General features: G+C 40.5%; 19 protein-coding genes. 14 read left to right on the top strand and 5 right to left on the bottom strand.

The window, feature by feature from the left end; all coding sequences use genetic code 11:
• Positions 1–42: 42 nt before the first annotated feature.
• The 12 genes from JI667_RS09840 (at position 43) to pepF (ending at position 14,681) form a co-directional block, all read left to right on the top strand.
• A complete protein-coding gene (locus JI667_RS09840) occupies positions 43–1,695 on the top strand; it encodes a peptide ABC transporter substrate-binding protein (protein ID WP_206852594.1) in 1,653 nt (550 codons plus the stop codon).
• A gap of 175 nt (positions 1,696–1,870) precedes the next feature.
• Positions 1,871–2,800 (top strand): oligopeptide ABC transporter permease, encoded by a 930-nt coding sequence (gene opp3b, locus JI667_RS09835; RefSeq protein WP_206852593.1) that lies wholly within the window; start codon positions 1,871–1,873, stop codon positions 2,798–2,800.
• Complete coding sequence (opp3C, locus tag JI667_RS09830) at positions 2,800–3,825, top strand: oligopeptide ABC transporter permease (RefSeq protein ID WP_206852592.1); 1,026 nt, start codon at positions 2,800–2,802, stop codon at positions 3,823–3,825. The genes opp3b and opp3C overlap by 1 nt, the downstream gene beginning before the upstream one ends.
• An 18-nt stretch (positions 3,826–3,843) precedes the next feature.
• The gene (locus tag JI667_RS09825; protein ID WP_206852591.1) at positions 3,844–4,914 is read left to right on the top strand and encodes an ABC transporter ATP-binding protein; all 1,071 of its coding nucleotides are present in this window, start codon (positions 3,844–3,846) and stop codon (positions 4,912–4,914) included.
• A complete protein-coding gene (locus tag JI667_RS09820; RefSeq protein WP_206852589.1) occupies positions 4,914–5,849 on the top strand; it encodes an ABC transporter ATP-binding protein in 936 nt (311 codons plus the stop codon). The genes JI667_RS09825 and JI667_RS09820 overlap by 1 nt, the downstream gene beginning before the upstream one ends.
• Before the next feature lie 218 nt (positions 5,850–6,067).
• Positions 6,068–7,267, top strand: a complete 1,200-nt coding sequence (locus JI667_RS09815) for a putative glycoside hydrolase (RefSeq protein ID WP_206852587.1) — start codon at positions 6,068–6,070, stop codon at positions 7,265–7,267.
• 290 nt (positions 7,268–7,557) lie between these two features.
• The gene (locus tag JI667_RS09810; protein WP_206852586.1) at positions 7,558–8,130 is read left to right on the top strand and encodes a GNAT family N-acetyltransferase; all 573 of its coding nucleotides are present in this window, start codon (positions 7,558–7,560) and stop codon (positions 8,128–8,130) included.
• A 295-nt stretch (positions 8,131–8,425) separates the two neighbouring features.
• On the top strand, positions 8,426–8,821 hold the full coding sequence (spxA, locus tag JI667_RS09805; protein ID WP_032089161.1) for a transcriptional regulator SpxA: 396 nt from the start codon (positions 8,426–8,428) through the stop codon (positions 8,819–8,821).
• A 350-nt stretch (positions 8,822–9,171) separates the two neighbouring features.
• A complete protein-coding gene (gene mecA / locus JI667_RS09800) occupies positions 9,172–9,843 on the top strand; it encodes an adaptor protein MecA (protein ID WP_206852585.1) in 672 nt (223 codons plus the stop codon).
• A 145-nt stretch (positions 9,844–9,988) separates the two neighbouring features.
• Complete coding sequence (gene cls, locus JI667_RS09795; protein WP_206852584.1) at positions 9,989–11,494, top strand: cardiolipin synthase; 1,506 nt, start codon at positions 9,989–9,991, stop codon at positions 11,492–11,494.
• Positions 11,495–11,582: 88 nt separating this feature from the next.
• Complete coding sequence (locus JI667_RS09790) at positions 11,583–12,770, top strand: competence protein CoiA (protein WP_206852579.1); 1,188 nt, start codon at positions 11,583–11,585, stop codon at positions 12,768–12,770.
• 87 nt (positions 12,771–12,857) lie between these two features.
• Positions 12,858–14,681: an oligoendopeptidase F gene (gene pepF / locus JI667_RS09785; protein WP_206852577.1), complete on the top strand. Its 1,824-nt coding sequence runs from the start codon at positions 12,858–12,860 to the stop codon at positions 14,679–14,681.
• Between the two features lie 98 nt (positions 14,682–14,779).
• On the opposite strand, the gene JI667_RS09780 is transcribed toward pepF, so the two are convergent.
• The 5 genes from JI667_RS09780 to JI667_RS09760 form a co-directional block, all read right to left on the bottom strand.
• Positions 14,780–14,968, bottom strand: coding sequence for a hypothetical protein (locus tag JI667_RS09780; protein ID WP_206852574.1), 189 nt, complete (start codon positions 14,966–14,968; stop codon positions 14,780–14,782).
• Positions 14,969–15,247: 279 nt separating this feature from the next.
• On the bottom strand, positions 15,248–16,114 hold the full coding sequence (locus JI667_RS09775; protein ID WP_244668280.1) for a ClpXP adapter SpxH family protein: 867 nt from the start codon (positions 16,112–16,114) through the stop codon (positions 15,248–15,250).
• The gene (locus JI667_RS09770) at positions 16,107–16,508 is read right to left on the bottom strand and encodes a globin (RefSeq protein WP_206852573.1); all 402 of its coding nucleotides are present in this window, start codon (positions 16,506–16,508) and stop codon (positions 16,107–16,109) included. Before JI667_RS09770 ends, JI667_RS09775 begins: the two co-directional genes overlap by 8 nt.
• Before the next feature lie 318 nt (positions 16,509–16,826).
• Positions 16,827–17,459: a lytic transglycosylase domain-containing protein gene (locus JI667_RS09765; protein WP_206852571.1), complete on the bottom strand. Its 633-nt coding sequence runs from the start codon at positions 17,457–17,459 to the stop codon at positions 16,827–16,829.
• Positions 17,460–17,508: 49 nt separating this feature from the next.
• Entirely contained in the window at positions 17,509–18,096 is a 588-nt protein-coding gene (locus JI667_RS09760) for a CYTH domain-containing protein (RefSeq protein ID WP_206852569.1), read from the bottom strand.
• Positions 18,097–18,224: 128 nt separating this feature from the next.
• On the opposite strand from JI667_RS09760, the gene JI667_RS09755 reads away from it, so the two are divergent.
• Positions 18,225–18,599, top strand: coding sequence for a hypothetical protein (locus JI667_RS09755; RefSeq protein WP_206852567.1), 375 nt, complete (start codon positions 18,225–18,227; stop codon positions 18,597–18,599).
• A gap of 20 nt (positions 18,600–18,619) precedes the next feature.
• On the top strand, positions 18,620–19,261 hold the full coding sequence (locus JI667_RS09750; RefSeq protein ID WP_206852566.1) for a GTP pyrophosphokinase: 642 nt from the start codon (positions 18,620–18,622) through the stop codon (positions 19,259–19,261).
• The last annotated feature ends 25 nt before the right edge of the window (positions 19,262–19,286 follow it).

The raw sequence follows: 19,286 nt of genomic DNA, 5'->3' as shown, positions 1-19,286 counted from the left end.
AAGATAAATAAATATGAGATTTACGAGGAGGTCAATTTCAAGATGAAGAAAAAGTTTTCATTCTTGCTGGTTCTTCTTCTGGCTCTCAGTACTTTCTTAGCGGCTTGTGGCGGCGACAAAAAGACTGACAGTGAAGAAGGATCAGGTGCGGGCGGTTCTGACGAAAAGAAAGAACAAGTACTTAACCTGCTGGAGGCGTCTGAGATCCCATCAATGGACTCCACTCTGGCAACTGACTCAGTATCATTCAAAATCATGAACAATGTTTATGAAGGTCTTTACCGTTTAGGTGAGGGGGATGAAGCAGTACTAGGTATGGCTGCTGAAGAACCACAAATCAGTGAAGACGGTAAAACATACACGTTCAAGATCCGTGATGCAAAATGGTCTAACGGAGAAGCGGTTACAGCTAACGACTTCGTTTACGCTTGGCAAAAAGCGTTAAACCCTGACACTGGTGCAGAGTATGCGTACATCATGTACGATATCAAAAACGCTGCTAAAGTAAATGCTGGTGAAGTACCAGTTGAAGACTTAGGTGTTAAAGCCAAAGATGACAAAACGTTAGAAGTTCAGCTTGAAACAGCTGTACCATACTTCAAAGCTTTACTATCTTTCGCAACATTCTATCCACAAAACCAAAAATTCGTTGAGTCTCAAGGCGACAAGTTCGGTCTTGAAGCTGACACAGCACTATACAATGGTCCATTCACACTATCTGAGTGGAAACATGAACAAAGCTACAAATTAACGAAAAATGACAGCTACTGGGAAAAAGATGAAGTTAAGCTTGATGAAGTAAACTTTAACGTTGTTAAAGATACTGCTACAGGTGTAAACCTTTATGAAACAAACAAAACTGATGTTGTAACACTTTCAGCTGAGTTTGTAGACAAATACAAATCAGATGAAAATTTCAAGACACTTGCTGAAACTTCTGTATTCTTCCTTCGTTTAAACCAAACGAGCAACGAAGTATTAAAGAATGTTAATGCACGTAAAGCAATTGATGCTGGGTACGACAAGCAAGGTATGGTAGACGTCCTTCTAAACAACGGATCTATCCCTGCGTACTACCTAGTACCGAAAGATTTCGTAAAAGGTCCAGATGGAACTGATTACCGTGAAGCGGTAGGCGATTTCGGTGAATTTGATGCGAAAAAAGCGGCAGACTACTGGGCTAAAGCAAAAGAAGAGTTAGGTAAAGATTCTATTGAATTAGAACTTTTAAACTATGACTCTGACAATTCTAAGAAAATCGGTGAATTCTTAAAAGAACAGCTTGAAACAAACCTTGAAGGTTTAACTGTTAACATTAAAGCTCAACCGTTCAAGCAAAAGCTTGATTTAGAATCTAAAGGTCAATATGACTTCTCATTCGCCGGATGGGGTCCTGACTATCCAGATCCGATGACATTCGTTGACATGTTCGTCACTGAAGGTGCTCATAACCAAATGGGTTACTCTAATAAAGAATATGACAAGTTAATCGAGCAGGCTAAAGGTGAATTATTAGATGATCCGGAAGCTCGCTGGCAAGCAATGGTTGACGCTGAAAAGATCCTTTTTGAAGATCAAGCGATCAGCCCAATCTACCAACGTGGATCTGCTTACTTAGAGCGTCCATATGTTAAAGGTCTGTTACGTCACTCATTTGGTGCAGATGCATCATACAAATGGGCTTACATTGAGTAGTAATTAACTCAAGTCGACAAACCTTAAAAGGGAGAGCGTATGCAAAAGCATATGCTCTCCTTTTCCACTGATTGTCGATAATTATCAAAAAAATAAAAATTAATTGAAAATTTGTCGAAATTAGCTATAATTAAATTGGTAGTAAAAATAGATATATATAAAGGGGGGCTAAAGAATGGTCAAATATTCTATTCAACGTATCGTCTATATGATCATCACTTTGCTTATAATTGCAACCGCCACTTTCTTTCTGATGAAGCTCCTTCCTGGATCTCCACTTCAAAACACAGAAAGGCTGACTCCGGAACAACAACAAATCATCCTGGATAAATACGGTCTCAACGACCCACTGCCAGAACAGTATGTAAACTATATGGTTGGACTGGCGAAAGGTGATTTGGGTTTATCCTTCCAATATGATAACCGCAAAGTTACCAGCATGATAGGAGACCGAATCGGTCCTTCAGCTCTAATAGGATTCCAAGCCATGGTATTAGGAACATTCCTGGGATTGCTCATTGGAATCATCGCTGCAATAAAACACAATTCATGGTTAGACTACGGGTCTACTTCACTTGCAGTAATAGGAATTTCAATTCCATCCTTCGTATTTGCAGGACTTCTTCAATATTATGTCGGGGTTAAATTACAGTGGTTGCCTGTGGCACTATGGGGAGAGTATAAACATACCATCCTTCCGACCCTTGCATTGACGGTTTTGGTCGTTGCGACGATTGCGCGTTTCATGAGGACTGAGATGCTCGAAATTCTTAATTCGGATTATATCCTGCTTGCTAAAGCAAAAGGAATTACCAAAGCAGGAACAATTGTGAAACATGCTGTAAGGAACGCATTGATACCAATCGTTACAATCCTTGGACCAATGACTGTAAACATTATGACCGGGGCTCTGGTAGTAGAGAAGATTTTCGCGGTGCCTGGACTTGGTGAGCAGTTCGTCCGTTCAATTGAACTAAATGATTATACAGTGATTATGGGAATTACATTGTTTTATAGTGCACTATTCATTGGTGTCATTTTCTTAGTCGATATCCTATACGGTATCATCGATCCCCGTATTCGCTTAGCTGGAGGGAAGAAATAATGGAAGCAAACAAAAAGAATTTAAATCAGCTAAGTCCAGAACTCTTCCAACCTCAAAAGGCGAGTGATGATCAAGCTGAAAAAATTTCACGTCCAAGTTTGAACTTCTGGCAGGATTCTTGGATCCGTTTACGAAAGAACAAGGGTGCTATTATCGGAATGATCATAATAGCCATTATTGTGATCATGGCCATTATTGGACCTGGTATGAATGAGTATAAATTTAGTGATCAAAACATTCGCCACGCAAAGCTCCCACCAAAAATTGAAGCGCTTTCAGGTGTTAGTTGGCTACCGTTTGATGGGAAAGACGCTGACGGGTTCGATGTGTATGAAGCAAGACAAATCAAAGAGAACTATTGGTTTGGAACGGATGATCTGGGTCGGGACCTTTGGACACGCACATGGAATGGTACCCGTGTTTCCTTATACATTGGTGTACTTGCAGCGATCATCGACTTTCTGATTGGTATTTCTTATGGTGGGATCTCCGCTTACTACGGTGGCCGAGTGGATAATATTATGCAGAGGATCATTGAGATCCTTGTCGGTATCCCGAACTTAATTGTAGTAATTCTGTTTATTCTGGTTTTTGAGCCAGGTATTTTCTCCATTACAATGGCGATGGTCATTACAGGATGGACCACGATGGCACGTATTGTCCGTGGTCAGGTGCTTCAGTTAAAGAATCAGGAATTTGTACTTGCTTCCCGCACACTGGGGGCTACAAGCAATCGTTTAATCTTTAAACACTTGCTTCCAAATGTAATGGGACCAGTTATCATTACGACGATGTTTACTGTTCCTTCTGCCATTTATACAGAAGCATTCTTAAGCTTTATCGGATTGGGAATTGCACCACCAAGAGCTTCCCTGGGATCTTTGGTTAATGATGGTTATAGATCTATTCAATCATTCCCGCATATGATGTTGGTGCCATCTGTGGTTATATCATTGGTCATCTTAAGTTTCAACTTAATGGCTGATGGACTGCGTGATGCGCTTGATCCGAAAATGCGTAAGTAATGGAAGGGAGATAATAAAATGTCAAAAATCTTAGAAGTAAATAATTTACAAGTCTCCTTCAATACGCATGGAGGAGAAGTACAAGCAGTTCGCGGCGTAGATTTCCATTTAGATAAAGGCGAAACATTAGCGATCGTTGGGGAATCGGGTTCCGGTAAATCGGTTACAACGAAAGCCCTTATGAGATTAATTCCAAATCCACCGGGATTCATAAAAGGTGGGGAAATTCTTTTCGAAGGCAAAGACTTAGCTCAGCTACCTGAAAAGGATATGCAAAAGATCCGCGGGAAAGACATCTCAATGATCTTCCAGGATCCTATGACGTCTTTAAACCCTACCATGACAATTGGGAAACAGATCATGGAACCTCTGGTAAAGCACCAAAATATGAGTAAAAATGATGCGAAGAAACGTGCCATTGAATTGCTTAAATTAGTAGGTCTTCCAAGCCCTGAGACTCGTTTTAAACAGTATCCACACCAATTTTCAGGTGGTCAGCGCCAGCGTGTTGTCATTGCGATTGCACTAGCTTGTAATCCAAAGATCCTCATTGCCGATGAGCCAACAACGGCATTGGATGTTACGATTCAAGCACAAATCCTTGAGCTGATGAAAGACCTTCAAAATAAAATCGAAACATCCATCATTTTCATCACCCATGACCTTGGTGTAGTAGCCAACGTTGCTGATCGTGTAGCGGTCATGTATGGAGGTCAAATTGTTGAAACGGGGACTGTAGATGAGATTTTCTACGATCCACGCCATCCTTACACATGGGGATTGATCGGCTCTATGCCGACAACGGATACAGAAGGCGAGCAGGAGCTTGTTGCGATTCCTGGTACTCCTCCTGACTTACTTAACCCGCCAAAGGGTGACGCATTTGCGATTCGCAGCGACTATGCTCTGAAGGTGGATTTTGAACAGGAACCTCCATACTATCAGGTATCAGATACTCACTTTGTGAAGTCCTGGTTGCTGCATCCGAGTGCTCCACAGGTCGAGCCACCCGAAGCAGTGAAAGTAAGACATAGACAAATGCCGACAAATTATAAAGAGCCGGTACTTGTTGAGGAGGTTCGTTCATAATGGCTGAAAAATTATTAGAAATAAAAAATTTAAAACAATACTTCAATCCTGGAAAACCAAATATGGTCAAAGCGGTTGACGATATCAGCTTTGATATTTATAAAGGTGAAACACTCGGTCTTGTCGGTGAATCAGGTTGTGGGAAATCAACTACGGGCCGTACAATTATCCGTCTATATGATGCTACAGACGGTCAGGTTCTTTTTAATGGTGAAGACGTTCACGGCAAAAAATCACGTTCGCAGTTAAAGAAATTCAATCGTAAGATGCAAATGATCTTCCAGGACCCATATGCTAGTCTTAATCCTCGCATGAAGGTAGTCGATATCATTGCAGAAGGTATTGATATTCATGGGTTAGCTACTTCAAAAGAAGCGCGCTTGAAAAAAGTCCATGAACTTCTTGAAACAGTGGGTTTGAACAAAGAGCATGCAAGCCGCTATCCTCATGAATTCTCAGGCGGTCAGCGTCAGCGTATCGGAATTGCCCGTGCCCTGGCAGTAGATCCTGATTTCATCATTGCCGATGAGCCGATCTCAGCCCTTGACGTTTCAATCCAGGCGCAAGTTGTTAACCTTATGCAAGAGCTTCAAAAAGAGAAGGGTTTAACATATCTGTTCATTGCCCATGACCTTTCCATGGTAAAGTATATCAGTGACCGTATCGGTGTTATGTATTATGGTAAGCTCGTTGAATTGGCAACAAGTGATGCCCTATACAAAAACCCGCTTCACCCTTATACACAATCATTATTATCAGCGATTCCGTTACCGGATCCGGAGTATGAGCGCACTCGCAGAAGAAAAGAATATAATCCAGCTGTGCATAACTACACAGAGGATGATAATCTGGAAATGCGTGAAGTGGCACCAGGACATTTTGTATATTGTTCTGATAAGGAATTTGCCCAATATCAAGCATCATACAAAAATTAATAATATGAACGAAGCTCCCTTCATTGAGGGGAGCTTTTTGCATGGATACAGTCTTATAATAGGAAATTAATCATACTATATTTAGAAGATTCTTCATTTCCTTGGAAATTTCGACAGACTAGGTGGATTACCCCTTTTCTTACAAGTGTTTTCCTTGTTAGAATAGAATAGGAAGATACATAATTTACTAGATAGCTTATTTTATAGAGGAGAGGTTAATGTTGAAATGGAGTAAGGTAGCGACATCCTTATGTTTAGTCACACTATGCGTCACGCCGTTTCAGTCAGCACTTGCTGCTGAAGGAGAACCGGCTAAGAGCCATGAGAAGAGAACGCTTTCGTTGAGTAAGAAGGAAATTACAAGTCCGGTACCTCGATTTGTATATGACTCAGGCTTGAGTTTTGAGTATCCTGACGCGGTTAGGGGAGTTTATGTCACAGCACATTCAGCCGGTGGGGATCGTTTTGATACTCTTACCAAATTAATGGATAGTACTGACCTGAATGCAATGGTCATTGATATTAAAGATGACGTAGGAAATCTGACGTATGAACCAGAACCCTCTTCTCCATACGCTAAAGTGGGTCAGCCATATATCAAGGATCCAAAAGCTATGTTAAAGACGTTAGAGGAAAAGAAAATCTACCCGATTGCAAGGGTCGTGGTTTTCAAGGATACTGTCCTTGCGAATCAAAGACCGGACTTGTCGTTTAAAGATGGTGATAAGGTTTGGTCAAATGGAGGGGGAGATTCCTTCGTCAATCCATTCTTGAAAGAAGTATGGGATTACAACGTGGGTATCGCCATAGAAGCTGCGAAAATGGGATTTCAAGAAATCCAATTTGACTATGTTCGATTTCCTGAAGGGTTCGAGAAGCGTGATAATGAGCTGAAATATAATGGTGGGGAATATGCCAAAGAGGACATTGATAATGTTCAAAAGCGTGTGCATGCCGTTACAGACTTTGTTGAATATGCCCATAAGAAACTGGACCCCTATGGCGTCAAAGTATCCGTGGATATCTTTGGTTATACGGCCACCCTGCCGGAAGCTCCAGGAATTGGTCAGAATTTCTCAAAGATATCTGAGAATGTTGATGTCATCTCATCCATGATCTATCCAAGTCACTGGACACCTTATTTCGGGATAGCAAAACCAGATTTACAACCATATGAACTGGTAACTGAATATACCAAGGTGGAGAAAGGGAAAATAGCTGAACTAAAGAATAAGCCTACTTCCAGACCTTGGCTCCAGGATTTCACTGCATCATGGTTGGGAAGCGGGAATTATAAACCGTATGGAAAAGCTGAAGTAGAGGCGCAGATCAAAGCATTAAATGATCAGGGAATAAACGAATTCCTTCTTTGGGATGCAGGAAATACCTACACTGAAGGCGTAGACTACACGCCATGATAGGAAAGACTGACCTGGAAGTCACAGGTCAGTCTTTTTCATTTGGGTAGATTTACCTTATACAAGGCTTACCATTTGAAAAGTCCCAGAGATATTGTTATCATTAAGATATTGGAAAGATTAACCGCTTTCAACCACATATCCCCCTTCATGGGCGGTCAGCCTGTGATTCCGTATTATTATCCCACGGATAAGACTAACATCTAACATAAACAAATCATTCTTGAGAATCATAATGGTATCCCGTTAGTCAATGGCAGTAAAAAAAATCATTTTGAAGGAGTAGATCCATGCACTGGTATGAAAAATTAAATCAATATTTCCCTGTAGAGGAAATGAAATCCAAAGAACATCTTGAATCACTTTTGAAAGATAGAAGTGACATTTATCATAAAGATGAAGGTCCACATCATGTCCTAATGTATGCGGAACTTGAGGATTTTATTTTTATCGATTATCTCTTTGTGTCAAAGGATGCTCGTGGTCAAGGACTGGGACATAAATTACTTGATCAGTTAAAAGAAAAGAAAAAAGCGATTATTTTGGAAGTCGAGCCGGTGGACTATGATGATTCAGATACTGAAAAGCGCTTAAAGTTTTATAAACGTGAAGGTTTTGAACATGCCGTCAGTATCGGATATGCACGGCGGTCACTTGCCACAAATGAAATAAATGAAATGGAAATCCTTTATTGGGCTCCACATCATGAATCTGAGGATCTTATCTTCGAGTCTATGAAGAAAACGTATGAATTGATCCATACCTACAATGACCAGAAATTCTATGGTGCATCGTACCAACCCGTCGAAGAAGTGTTAAAGAAAGATAATGATCGTGATGGGGATGTACTAAAAAACCTATAGTAAAGAAGAACCTTATTGTCTATTCGCAATAAGGTTTTCTAAATGAAAAAATGAAATGTCAAAATGTATGTTTAGGCTGACGGTGTACCGGGTAAATGAATAGTAGAAATAAATCACATAGCTGTGTTAAACCTATGTATAGGAAATTTGACAAATTAGTTAAAACTATGTTCAATGGTCAGTTATTCATGTATAATACATAATAGAGATTTCTTATTTAAACTAATTTTAAATAACTGTAAACGTTTAAATAAACCTCTATATAAAAAAATCCTTAAGGGAGTGTGAATGATTCGTGGTTACATTATTCACTTCACCTAGTTGTACATCTTGTCGTAAGGCAAAAGCTTGGTTAGAAGAGCATGAGATTCCATATACAGAACGCAACGTATTTTCTGAACCATTAAGTATCGATGAAATTAAAGAAATCCTTCGCATGACTGAGGATGGAACGGATGAAATCATTTCAACCCGTTCAAAAACATTCCAAAAACTTAATGTAGACTTAGAAACTCTGCCACTTCAAGAATTGTTTGAACTCATCCAGAAAAACCCTGGTCTCTTAAGAAGACCAATCATCCTTGATGAAAAACGTCTTCAAGTGGGGTACAATGAAGATGAAATCAGACGATTCCTTCCGAGAAAGGTTCGTACGTTCCAACTTCTCGAAGCACAAAGAATGGTAAATTAGTTTTTACTTAGATTCTAAAAGCTTTCCTTGTATGAGGATATATAAGTAAAAGGGGCTGACCTTTAAGGAACGTTGCGTCTCCTTTCAGGTCGGTCTCTTTTATATTAGATTAAGTATTATCACTTGAATTTTCTGCAAATATTCGCTAAAATGTCAAAAACACCTAATGGGATTTGTGAGGAAAAAATGGGTGTTCGTTTAATTCCATTTTCTATGGTTTTATCATAAAATAGAAGTACAAGGTACAAACTAACCTAAATGTATCTTCTATCTTCACCAGCAAAAGAGCATTGCCTGCTCAGAGGGTGTAGTCCCTTCACTAACATCATGCAAGAAGGGAGAGGTGTTAATTGGAAATCGAACGCATTAACGAAAATACCGTAAAATTTTATATTTCCTATGGAGATATTGAAGATCGCGGCTTTGATCGGGAAGAAATCTGGTATAATCGTGAGAGAAGCGAAGAGCTTTTCTGGGAAATGATGGATGAGGTCCATCAGGAAGAAGACTTCGGAATCGAAGGACCGCTTTGGATTCAGGTTCAGGCGTTGGACAAAGGGCTTGAAGTACTTGTTACAAGGGCTCAGGTTTCGAAGGATGGTCAACGTTTTGAGCTTCCTATTCCTGAGGATAAGCTTAAGGAACTTCCTGTGGATGAGCGTATAGAGGAGCTCTTGGATCAGCATTTCCAAATTAAGCAGGATCAGGACGGGGAAGCTGAAGTAGTGTTGGATTTCACACTGAAATTCAATGATTTTGAAGATGCGATTTCTCTATCCCATCGAATGAAAGAAATGCCTATGGAGCACTTGGAAACAAAGCTGCTTGCATTCGAAGATAGATATTTTATTTATGTTAACTTTTCTGAAGAGCACTTTGCAGAAGAGGATATCGATAATACGTTGAGTATACTGCTTGAATATGCTGATGAGTCACGAATGACCGTTCATCGCCTTGAAGAGTATGGTAAAGTCGTCATTCAGGAGAATGTCTTTGAGACATTGACTGAACACTTTTCGTAAGGAACAATACCGGTTTCATTTAGAAATCGGTATTTTTTTATATTTATTTCTCTGTTAAAAAAGTCAGAGGGTTTCGGTTGGTCCCCTTCATCCTTAACAGAACAACTCATTTTGAGACATTAAGCCGTTGGAAGGTGTTAATACGATGAAAAATACAGTAAGGGTCCTTTTATTTATAGCCGTTCTAATATTAAGTTATATATTCTATTTCGATCAGTATTTATCCGGAATGGTGAAGTATATTAGTATAGTGTTTACATTCTCTGTCATTGTCATCGGGTTCCTTATATTCTTTGAAAATCGTCATCCAACCCAAACATTGACGTGGCTTGTGGTATTGGGAGCTTTTCCGTTTTTGGGCTTCATCTTTTATTTGTTATTCGGGCGGAATTATCGAAAAGAAAAGATGTATAAGAAGAAGTACATACTGGATCAGGAAACATATAATAAATTTGAGCCTGGACCCAAGGAAATAAATGCTGATATGTTTGGCTTATTTCAGGAGAAGCATTTTCAATTGGCCCAGAGAATTGGGAATAGTGCCATTTCTTTTTCAAGTGAAACCAAATTATTGACAAATGGCACTGAGACGTTTGGCGAAATACTGAAGTGGTTAAAGACTGCCAAGCACCATATACATATGGAATATTATATTGTCCGCCATGATGAAATCGGAAATCAGATAAAGGATATCCTGATCGAACGTGCCAACGAGGGGGTTAAAATTCGCTTTCTTTACGACGCGGTTGGAGCTTGGCAACTATCAAAAGGGTATATAAAAGAATTAAAAGATGCAGGAATTGAAGTAGTGGCATTCGGTCCGGTAAAGATCCCTGTACTGAATAACAAATTCAATTTCAGGAATCATCGAAAGATCATTGTCATAGACGGCAGCATCGGGTTTGTGGGAGGACTTAATATCGGGGATGAATATCTGGGTAAGAATCCACATTTCGGGTTCTGGAGAGACACTCATCTCTTTGTGAGGGGAGAAGCGGTGCGGACATTGCAATTGATTTTTCTTCAGGATTGGTATTATATGACGAATGATGACTTTCTTACACCTGGATATCTAAGTCCCGACCCCCTTGAAAATGCCAACGACGGCGGTGTTCAGATGATAGCGGGGGGACCTGATAATGAATTGAGTGTATTAAAGAATATTTTCTTCTCGATGATTACGTCCGCAAGAAAAAGTGTATGGGTAGCTTCCCCGTATTTCGTTCCGGATGAAGATATATTTTCGGCTCTAAAGATAGCCGCTCTAAGCGGGGTGGATGTTAGATTACTGGTTCCCCATAAACCGGATAAACGTATTGTATTTCATGCCTCGCGTTCTTATTTTCCAGATCTACTTGAGGCTGGGGCGAGAATATTTGAATATCAAAAGGGATTCATGCACAGTAAGATTGTGATCGTTGATAAGGAAATGGCTTCTATCGGAACATCGAATATGGATATGCGAAGTTTTCATCTGAATTTTGAAGTAAATGCATTTTTGTATAAAACTGAAAGTACAGCTTCCATCGTAAGGGAATACCTTCATGATTTAGAAGAATCCGAAGAGTTACAGCTGGAAGAATTTCAGAAGAGACATCTTGGATACAGGATCTTAGAATCCACTTCTCGGTTGATGTCTCCCCTTTTATAAAGTCGGGCCTTCAAGTGATCATTGCTTGGAGGCATTTTTGTGCAGGGATTTCCAGGTTTTTGGCGAATGAATCTAGAGGAGGTGTTCTATGTTAACAGCATTACTAGAACAGAAATTATTTACGACGGTTCAATTTACGAGGGAGGAACTGAAAAAGGTTAGAAGTAATGGCATTCCATTTCATTGTCCTTATTGTGCATCCGCATTGATCTTGCGCATTGGAAGTCGAAACATACCACATTTTGCTCATACGTCCCGATCTGAATGTATTGTGGAGAAGCAGAATGAGTCGCCTAAACATTTGTTAAGCAAGCAGCTTCTATATGACAGATTACGCTCTCTTTATAGAGATGTGAGACTCGAGCACTACATGAAAGAGATTAATCAAATCGCAGACCTTTATGTGAAAACAGATACGAGGGAAATTGCAGTCGAAATACAGTGTTCCAACATCCCCATTCGTGAAATGGAACAGCGCACACTCGGTTATCACCGGGAAGGGATCACCCCTTTTTGGATACTGACTCAATCTTTGAAGAAAAAAGAACTTCTGAAATTATCATCCTTCCAACAAGCGTTTATCCGGTATTCACCAGAGTTACACTATTTTCTCCTTCATTTTCTCCCTGAGCTTAATAGTTTCCATCTTTATACCCATCTTTATCCCGTATCAATTTCAAACTTCATGAGTGCAGCTCCCGTAACGATTCCCGTAAGCCAGTTTGCCCTTCCTTTGACTATTTCGAATCTACCCTTTCACCATCCTAAACCCCTCACTAAATGGAACAACTTCAGATTGAAATGGATTTACAATAAAATACATTACAATAAATCAGGAAGAGATGCATTTCTTAGAGAAGTGTATGGGGAGGGGGATACCTTTTTGTATCTGCCTCTTTATGTCGGGCTTCCGGTCATCCCTCATGGACTTCATATTAAAAATCATGAAGTGGAATGGCAATACTATTTGTGGAAAGACAGTTTGAAAAGGGGGAGATTATTTTCAGAGGAGAGTTTGACTATAGGATTAAATAAGAGGCTTGCTGCAGGTCACATCGAGCTCCGTATCCTTCCATTTGTGAAAAAAGATGAAATGATAAGGAATAGTGTAAGGGGATATTTACGGATCCTTGAAAAGGTAAATGTGATTGACAGGGCTGGTCCAGATCTATTCACGCTTACGGGACCATGGAGCTGCCCCGATAGCTTCGAAGCCTTTGAACAGCATCGAAATGATTTTTTTTCAAAGTGGAAGCATATATTAAATCATGTGTAACTAAGTTAGTATTGTTGCAGGAACTTCATAGATAAGAGAGAATGTAACTATAAGGAATTTTCTGTAGATTTAGAATGGAGGATGTATATGACAAAAGATACAGCTGTAAAAAGTTTGCCTGGCAGGAAAGAAGTAGAGGAAAAGTTAACCTGGAGACTGGAAGATATTTTTGAAAGTGATGATGCATGGGAAAAAGAATATAAAGAAATAAAAGAGTTATCGAAGAAGGCTGATGAATTTAAGGGTACATTGAGTGAAAGTGCAGATCAGCTTTACAATGCGTTCAGTTTCCAGGATGAAATAATGGAGCGGATGGGCAAGGTGTATACATATTCTCATATGCGCTATGACCAGGATACCACCAATTCGTATTATCAGGGACTGGATGACCGTGCCAAAAGTCTTTATACACAATTAGGAAGCAAGTTTGCTTATCTGGTGCCTGAAGTGCTGTCGATCGACGAGGATAAGCTCAAAGGGTACATGGAGGAAAAAGATGAGCTGAAGAAATATAAGCATGCATTGGAAGAAATCAATCTTCAGCGTCCCCATGTTCTTTCAGCTGAAGAAGAAGCGTTACTCGCCCAAGCCTCTGAAGTGTTCAGTACTTCGAGTAATACATTCGGGATGTTAAATAATGCTGATCTTGAGTTTCCGAGCATTAAAGACGAAAACGGTGAAGAAGTGGATATTACACATGGCCGGTTTATCCGTTTCCTTGAGAGCAGTGACCGTCGTGTCCGGAAAGAAGCCTTTGAAAAGGTATATGAGACGTATGGGCAATTCGAAAATACATTTGCTTCTACGTTAAGCGGTGCGGTGAAAAAAGATAATTTTATTGCGAACGTGAGACATTATGATTCTGCCAGACATGCGGCACTGTCTAATAACAATATTCCAGAAGAAGTGTATGATAATCTTGTTGATACCGTCAGTAAGAATCTTCATCTGCTACAGCGTTATGTGAAGCTTCGTAAGAAAGTCCTTGGCCTTGACGAGGTTCATATGTATGACCTGTATACGCCCCTTGTAAAGGAAGTCAAAATGGATATCAGCTATGAAGAAGCTAAAGACATGATCCTTGATGGATTGAAGCCACTCGGTGAGGAGTATGCAAACGTCCTTAAAGAAGGTTTTGAAAACCGCTGGGTGGACGTAGTCGAAAATAAAGGAAAAAGAAGCGGTGCGTACTCATCAGGGGCTTACGGCACGAACCCGTATATCCTGATGAACTGGCAGGATAATGTCAACAATTTGTTTACACTGGCCCATGAATTCGGACACAGTGTTCATAGCTACTATACCCGTAAGTATCAGCCATATACGTATGGCCATTATTCCATCTTTGTTGCTGAAGTGGCATCCACTTGCAATGAAGCATTATTAAATGATTATCTGTTGAATACAATCGAGGATGAGAAAAAACGTCTTTATCTCTTGAATCATTATCTTGAAGGTTTCAGAGGAACCGTATTCCGCCAAACAATGTTTGCGGAATTTGAGCATCTCATTCATAGGAAGGCACAAGAAGGCGAAGCGCTGACTTCGGAATTTTTGACTAAAGAATATTATGAATTGAATAAGAAATATTTTGGAGAAGACATTTCCATTGATGAAGAGATCGGATTGGAATGGGCCCGCATCCCACATTTCTACTACAATTACTATGTTTATCAATATGCAACAGGATTCTCTGCAGCAACGGCCCTCAGTCAACAGATTCTGGAAGAAGGGAAGCCCGCAGTGGATAGGTATATCGACTTCCTTAAGTCAGGAAGCTCCGATTATCCGATAGAAGTCTTGAAGAAGGCAGGGGTGGATGTGACAACATCCAAACCAGTGGAGGATGCATGTAAGGTCTTTGAAGAAAAACTGAATGAAATGGAAGAGCTTCTGGAAAAATTACAATAAACAGGTGATACTGCCAACACCCCGCATGATAGGTTTGTCCTTCATGCGGGGTGTTGGTCTTTCATTGACATGTAATAGTAATAGTAAAGCCCCGTCCCTTATTTCATCGATTTGAATCCCCTGAAGCGATTGCGGTTTCCAAGGGAGTGGATGAATAGGAGGAGTGAGAGAAAGAGGATGGGGGATGTGATGTAGATTGGAACCAGGTGCATGAGGCCGAGGATATTGATGAAGAAGCTGATCAGGATCAAGAGGATAAAGATTCCGAATTTTATTTTTACGTACATACCATTTCCCTCCGAAGATTGTCTTAATACCATGTATATGAAGGGGGAGAAGAGAACATGTATCGATTTTGACAATATTGTGAAATACCATACAAACAACTTGCCAATACAAGTGGATACGTGATATATTATCAGTGTGAAGTTGATCACAAGCAAACATATACCCCTTTGTTTGACCGTGAAAAATTTCTCCCATCCCCTTTGTTCGTATTGAAAAACCGATGTTGGAAACAACATCGGCTTTTCTTGTTTTAGAGCATATTTATTATATTGGCATAATTAGTTATTGATATATTTCCAAAAGGTTCCGTGCTTTGCAGGGATCTTTTTTACTTTTTGCTGCAGTGTCCATTTCTTCATTTGCTTTTCTACTTCTTCTATAGATAGATCGTATACAACGGCTATTTCCTTGGATGCGACCACGCGGTAATACTTCATGAAAACGTCCAGTGGAGGCAGTGGCTGCTTTTCGGGCTTTGATGCAAGCATTTCTTCGATAATGTGAACATATACCTCATAAGAATACAACCCCGTGATTTTTAATCCTTCATCCTCAATGTTCTCATTGAAGAAGACCAGGGTGGGGATCTCATCCACTTCCATCTCTGATGTAATCTTGACATCGCATTGAAATGCCTTGGATGCCGAGGCAGAGTTAATATCGTTCATAAATTCATTGAGATCAAGCTTCGCAGCCAAGGCACATTCCTTCAATACTTCAATTTTCGAAATATCCTGCTTTTGAAGAAATAATCGCTCTTGTAAAAAACGTAAGAAGCGAATCCCCGAATGCTTTCCTTGAAGCTCAGCTGCCTTAATCGCAAATGAAGCGAGATAAGGTGAATCAATCGGATTATCGATCCACAGGCTTCCGTCACATGACATTCCGGAACGGCTCGCCGTTTTATCCCATTGCTGTGCCAGATCTTCCTGTTTTCTCTTGGTGGCAAGATTTAAGGATGCAAGCTGACCGCTGAGAATATAGCGTATCCGGAAGTATTGTCCATACTCAATATGCAATTTTTTTAATATTGGTTCAAGTGCCCAGCATTCCGGGCAAAGAGGGTCTATGAACATATAAATTTCCAGGGGCTTTTTCTCACGACCGCACCCTTTAAGGTGATGCCAGCTGGTTGTTCTAGTCAATGGCAGAACCCTTGGGTGTATCAGTATTCACCATATGATGGGCGGTTAATACAAGTCTGTGAAAAAAGTCATCTCTTACTGGACCCTCTAGATTGACTTCATCCATTGCCTCGTGCATACAGCCTAACCAAGCTTTAGCCCGGTCCTCTGTAATAGGGAAAGGGAGATGCCTTGCACGTAACATCGGGTGTCCATGCTCCTCTGTGTAAAGAGCAGGACCGCCTAAATATTGAGTTAAAAATTGTTTTTGTTTACGGGATGTCTCGGTTAAATCATCCGGGAAGATCGGTGCCAGCTCAGGATGATGTGATACTCTATCATAAAAAGCTTCAACGAGCATGGAGAGTTTCTTTTCGCCGATAAGGTTATAGGGCATTTGTGGTTTCTCGACCATAAGAATGACTCCTTTTTACTTAGATTGTACGTTCATTCTAGCAAGCATTCATCCATATCTCAAACAAATCGCCTTACATCTGCCTTTTATTCCTAAATTAGTGTAGCCTGCTTTTATCTTCTTATCCTGTAATTTGGAAAAAGGGGTATATGAAAGTAGTGGGTCTATTCGTTTGAGCTGGACAGGTGAGACCCCGCAGGCGCCGAGGAGGCTCACCGCCAGCCAACATCCAAAAGCAACAATGTATACGAAAATAGCCATTAAAAAAGACAAAACCAGCCTCGGTAGGGAGGCCGGTCTTGTCCGTCTTAAGAAATGTCAGGCGAAATAACGATCCGTTACTTTTTTTACATATGAGGTGGTTTCTTTGAAAGGCGGGATGCCATTGTATTTATCAACGTTTCCAGGTCCGGCGTTATAAGCTGCCAGGGCCAGGTGGATATCGCCATTGTACTTATCGAGCATTTGCTTTAAATACTTGGTGCCGGCAAATACATTTTCTTCAGGATCAAAGATGTTGTTGACACCAAGGCCCTTTGCCGTACTCGGCATAAGCTGCATTAAACCAGTCGCTCCAGCAGGGCTGACGGCAGACGGGTTGAAGTTGGACTCCTGTTTAATGACCGATTGAATCAGTTTTTTTGGGAGGCCATAGTGATCAGCTGCCCGGGTGATGATCTCATCGATTTCCTGGGGAGCGGTTATGTTTGGCTTGTATACATTGGAAAGCTGATGGAGATTTGGGGTCTGGGATATAGCTGGATTTGAATGGAGTACCCCATTGACTGCCCCCAGAGTATTTACAGGAGATACGTTTGTATGAAGGGCCTGAGTTAATAATTGCTGAAACAGATCACTTGAGCCACCGGTTCCATTTTGAATGGAAGAAACTGAACCCAGGCTGTTCAGGGCTTGTAGCTCCATCATCGTTTTCAATGCTTGAACATTCATGTATAGGACTCCTTATTGCTTAAACTGATCTTTCTTCTATATATATCGGTTAAGATTCATCTTGTTTTAATTTTTCCCTGTAGAAACGTTGTATCTTATTTTCTGTTGGGCGGAATGGAATGTGGTGCCGCTCGAGTAGATTAAGGAATATGGCTTGACCTGATGCGCGCTCTTTCACTTCATATTCGAGCTCGTAATCCTCTTTTCGTAAATAAGAACTTTGATCAAAAACAAGAAGGCCATCCCTATAGTCGATTTCAGCCCGGCTGGTTGATAGTGTCCCGAAGTGTTTTAAAGAAGTAGGGGGTATGGAAAGAGCGTTCAGTGCTTCTTTGACTTCTCCTTCCGGAAATATGCCCTCTTGCAAGAGAGAATATGATTGATTTTTTGATAGAGTTTGGTTCGTTTCTAATAAATCTTCCTTTAAAGGGGTTTTCAAAGTTAACGTGTATACCCCGCTTTTCTCCCGGATCCTGAGGGCGGATCGTTTCTCTTTTAATTGATGATCCGGTGTATCGAAATAGTGATTGTGCTGGGAGATGAAGTCCTCCTCTTTTATTTGAAAGTATGATGTTAAGCGTTTGAATTCCTCTGGAATAAGGAGATTCTTGAATTCTATTTCAATTTCCTGTGACATGACAAGCATCCTTTCTTATCTTTCTCACTCTATTATCTCGTTAAATATAGGGAACTTCAATGTTTAGATGAAATGGTTGTCTTATGTTAAAATGATACTGATTGTTTAATGGAAGGATGAAGAAACGAATGAGGAAAATTGTTCAATTTCAACACACAACATATGAAAACGGTACATTATACTTACATACGGGTCAGCAGGAGCTCATTCAAGGTACAACTGCAGCGGGTCAGATCATAGCAGACTCCGACCGCTATGCTTTCGTATACCTAGCGGAAAATGCAGAGGAATATGTCTACTTATACTTGGAAGAGTCCATCTGGCCGGAATTGAAAAAGGCTCTCCATGGAAACGCGGAAGTCGTGGTAAAAAGTGAAAATGTTTCCCTGGAGTTAGATCGATTTGTTGAGGAACTTGACTATCTTGTGGGTAATATAGAAGGAAACGGGAACTACGGTGACGAAATGGTTAAAAAGGTAGAGAACGTATTTCTTGAAAAGTAGGCGCAAGAGAGGTGAGGGAAATGAATCACTGGGAACAATTTTTAGCTCCCTACAAGCAAGCGGTTGATGAATTAAAGATTAAGCTTAAGGGGATGAGGGGAGAATATGAACTTCATAATACTCACTCTCCCATTGAATTTGTGACGGGCAGAGTAAAACCTATCGCAAGTATACTTGATAAAGCTAATCAAAAAGGAATAAAGCTATCTCATATCGAGATAGAAATGCAGGATATAGCCGGGCTCAGAATGATGTGTCAATTCGTCGAGGATATCCATATTGTTGTGGGAAAACTCCGCAGCCGCAATGACTTTAAAATCATGGAAGAAAGAGATTATGTAACCCACAAAAAACCTAGCGGGTATCGATCCTATCATGTTGTCATTGAGTATCCCGTACAAACCATCCAAGGTGAAAAAAACATTCTGGTAGAAATTCAAATCAGAACGCTCTCTATGAATTTTTGGGCGACGATTGAGCACTCTTTGAATTATAAGTACAGCGGGCAAATTCCTGAACAAGTACGTTCCCGGATTCAGCGGGCTGCTGAAGCTGCCTTTAGATTGGATGAGGAAATGAGCTTGATCCGGGAGGAAATTCAGGAAGCACAAGTCATTTTCACGAATAAAAAGGAAAAGGATCAGCGCAGGGGGAAAGTCTGAAGCTAAGCAATAGTGACATGAAGGG

It is taken from the genome of Bacillus sp. NTK074B (genome assembly GCF_017303375.1).
GTDB lineage: Bacteria > Bacillota > Bacilli > Bacillales > Bacillaceae_B > Rossellomorea.
Note: the sequence above shows the minus strand (reverse complement) of the source record. Positions and strands in the feature narration are given on the sequence as shown.

Coding starts and splice junctions, on each gene's coding strand:
- JI667_RS09840 (WP_206852594.1), top strand. CDS start 43: ATGAAGAAAAAGTTTTCATTCTTGCTGGTTCTTCTTCTGGCTCTCAGT.
- opp3b (WP_206852593.1), top strand. CDS start 1,871: ATGGTCAAATATTCTATTCAACGTATCGTCTATATGATCATCACTTTG.
- opp3C (WP_206852592.1), top strand. CDS start 2,800: ATGGAAGCAAACAAAAAGAATTTAAATCAGCTAAGTCCAGAACTCTTC.
- JI667_RS09825 (WP_206852591.1), top strand. CDS start 3,844: ATGTCAAAAATCTTAGAAGTAAATAATTTACAAGTCTCCTTCAATACG.
- JI667_RS09820 (WP_206852589.1), top strand. CDS start 4,914: ATGGCTGAAAAATTATTAGAAATAAAAAATTTAAAACAATACTTCAAT.
- JI667_RS09815 (WP_206852587.1), top strand. CDS start 6,068: ATGTTGAAATGGAGTAAGGTAGCGACATCCTTATGTTTAGTCACACTA.
- JI667_RS09810 (WP_206852586.1), top strand. CDS start 7,558: ATGCACTGGTATGAAAAATTAAATCAATATTTCCCTGTAGAGGAAATG.
- cls (WP_206852584.1), top strand. CDS start 9,989: ATGAAAAATACAGTAAGGGTCCTTTTATTTATAGCCGTTCTAATATTA.
- JI667_RS09790 (WP_206852579.1), top strand. CDS start 11,583: ATGTTAACAGCATTACTAGAACAGAAATTATTTACGACGGTTCAATTT.
- pepF (WP_206852577.1), top strand. CDS start 12,858: ATGACAAAAGATACAGCTGTAAAAAGTTTGCCTGGCAGGAAAGAAGTA.
- JI667_RS09780 (WP_206852574.1), bottom strand. CDS start 14,968: ATGTACGTAAAAATAAAATTCGGAATCTTTATCCTCTTGATCCTGATC.
- JI667_RS09770 (WP_206852573.1), bottom strand. CDS start 16,508: ATGGTCGAGAAACCACAAATGCCCTATAACCTTATCGGCGAAAAGAAA.
- JI667_RS09765 (WP_206852571.1), bottom strand. CDS start 17,459: ATGAATGTTCAAGCATTGAAAACGATGATGGAGCTACAAGCCCTGAAC.
- JI667_RS09760 (WP_206852569.1), bottom strand. CDS start 18,096: ATGTCACAGGAAATTGAAATAGAATTCAAGAATCTCCTTATTCCAGAG.
- JI667_RS09755 (WP_206852567.1), top strand. CDS start 18,225: ATGAGGAAAATTGTTCAATTTCAACACACAACATATGAAAACGGTACA.
- JI667_RS09750 (WP_206852566.1), top strand. CDS start 18,620: ATGAATCACTGGGAACAATTTTTAGCTCCCTACAAGCAAGCGGTTGAT.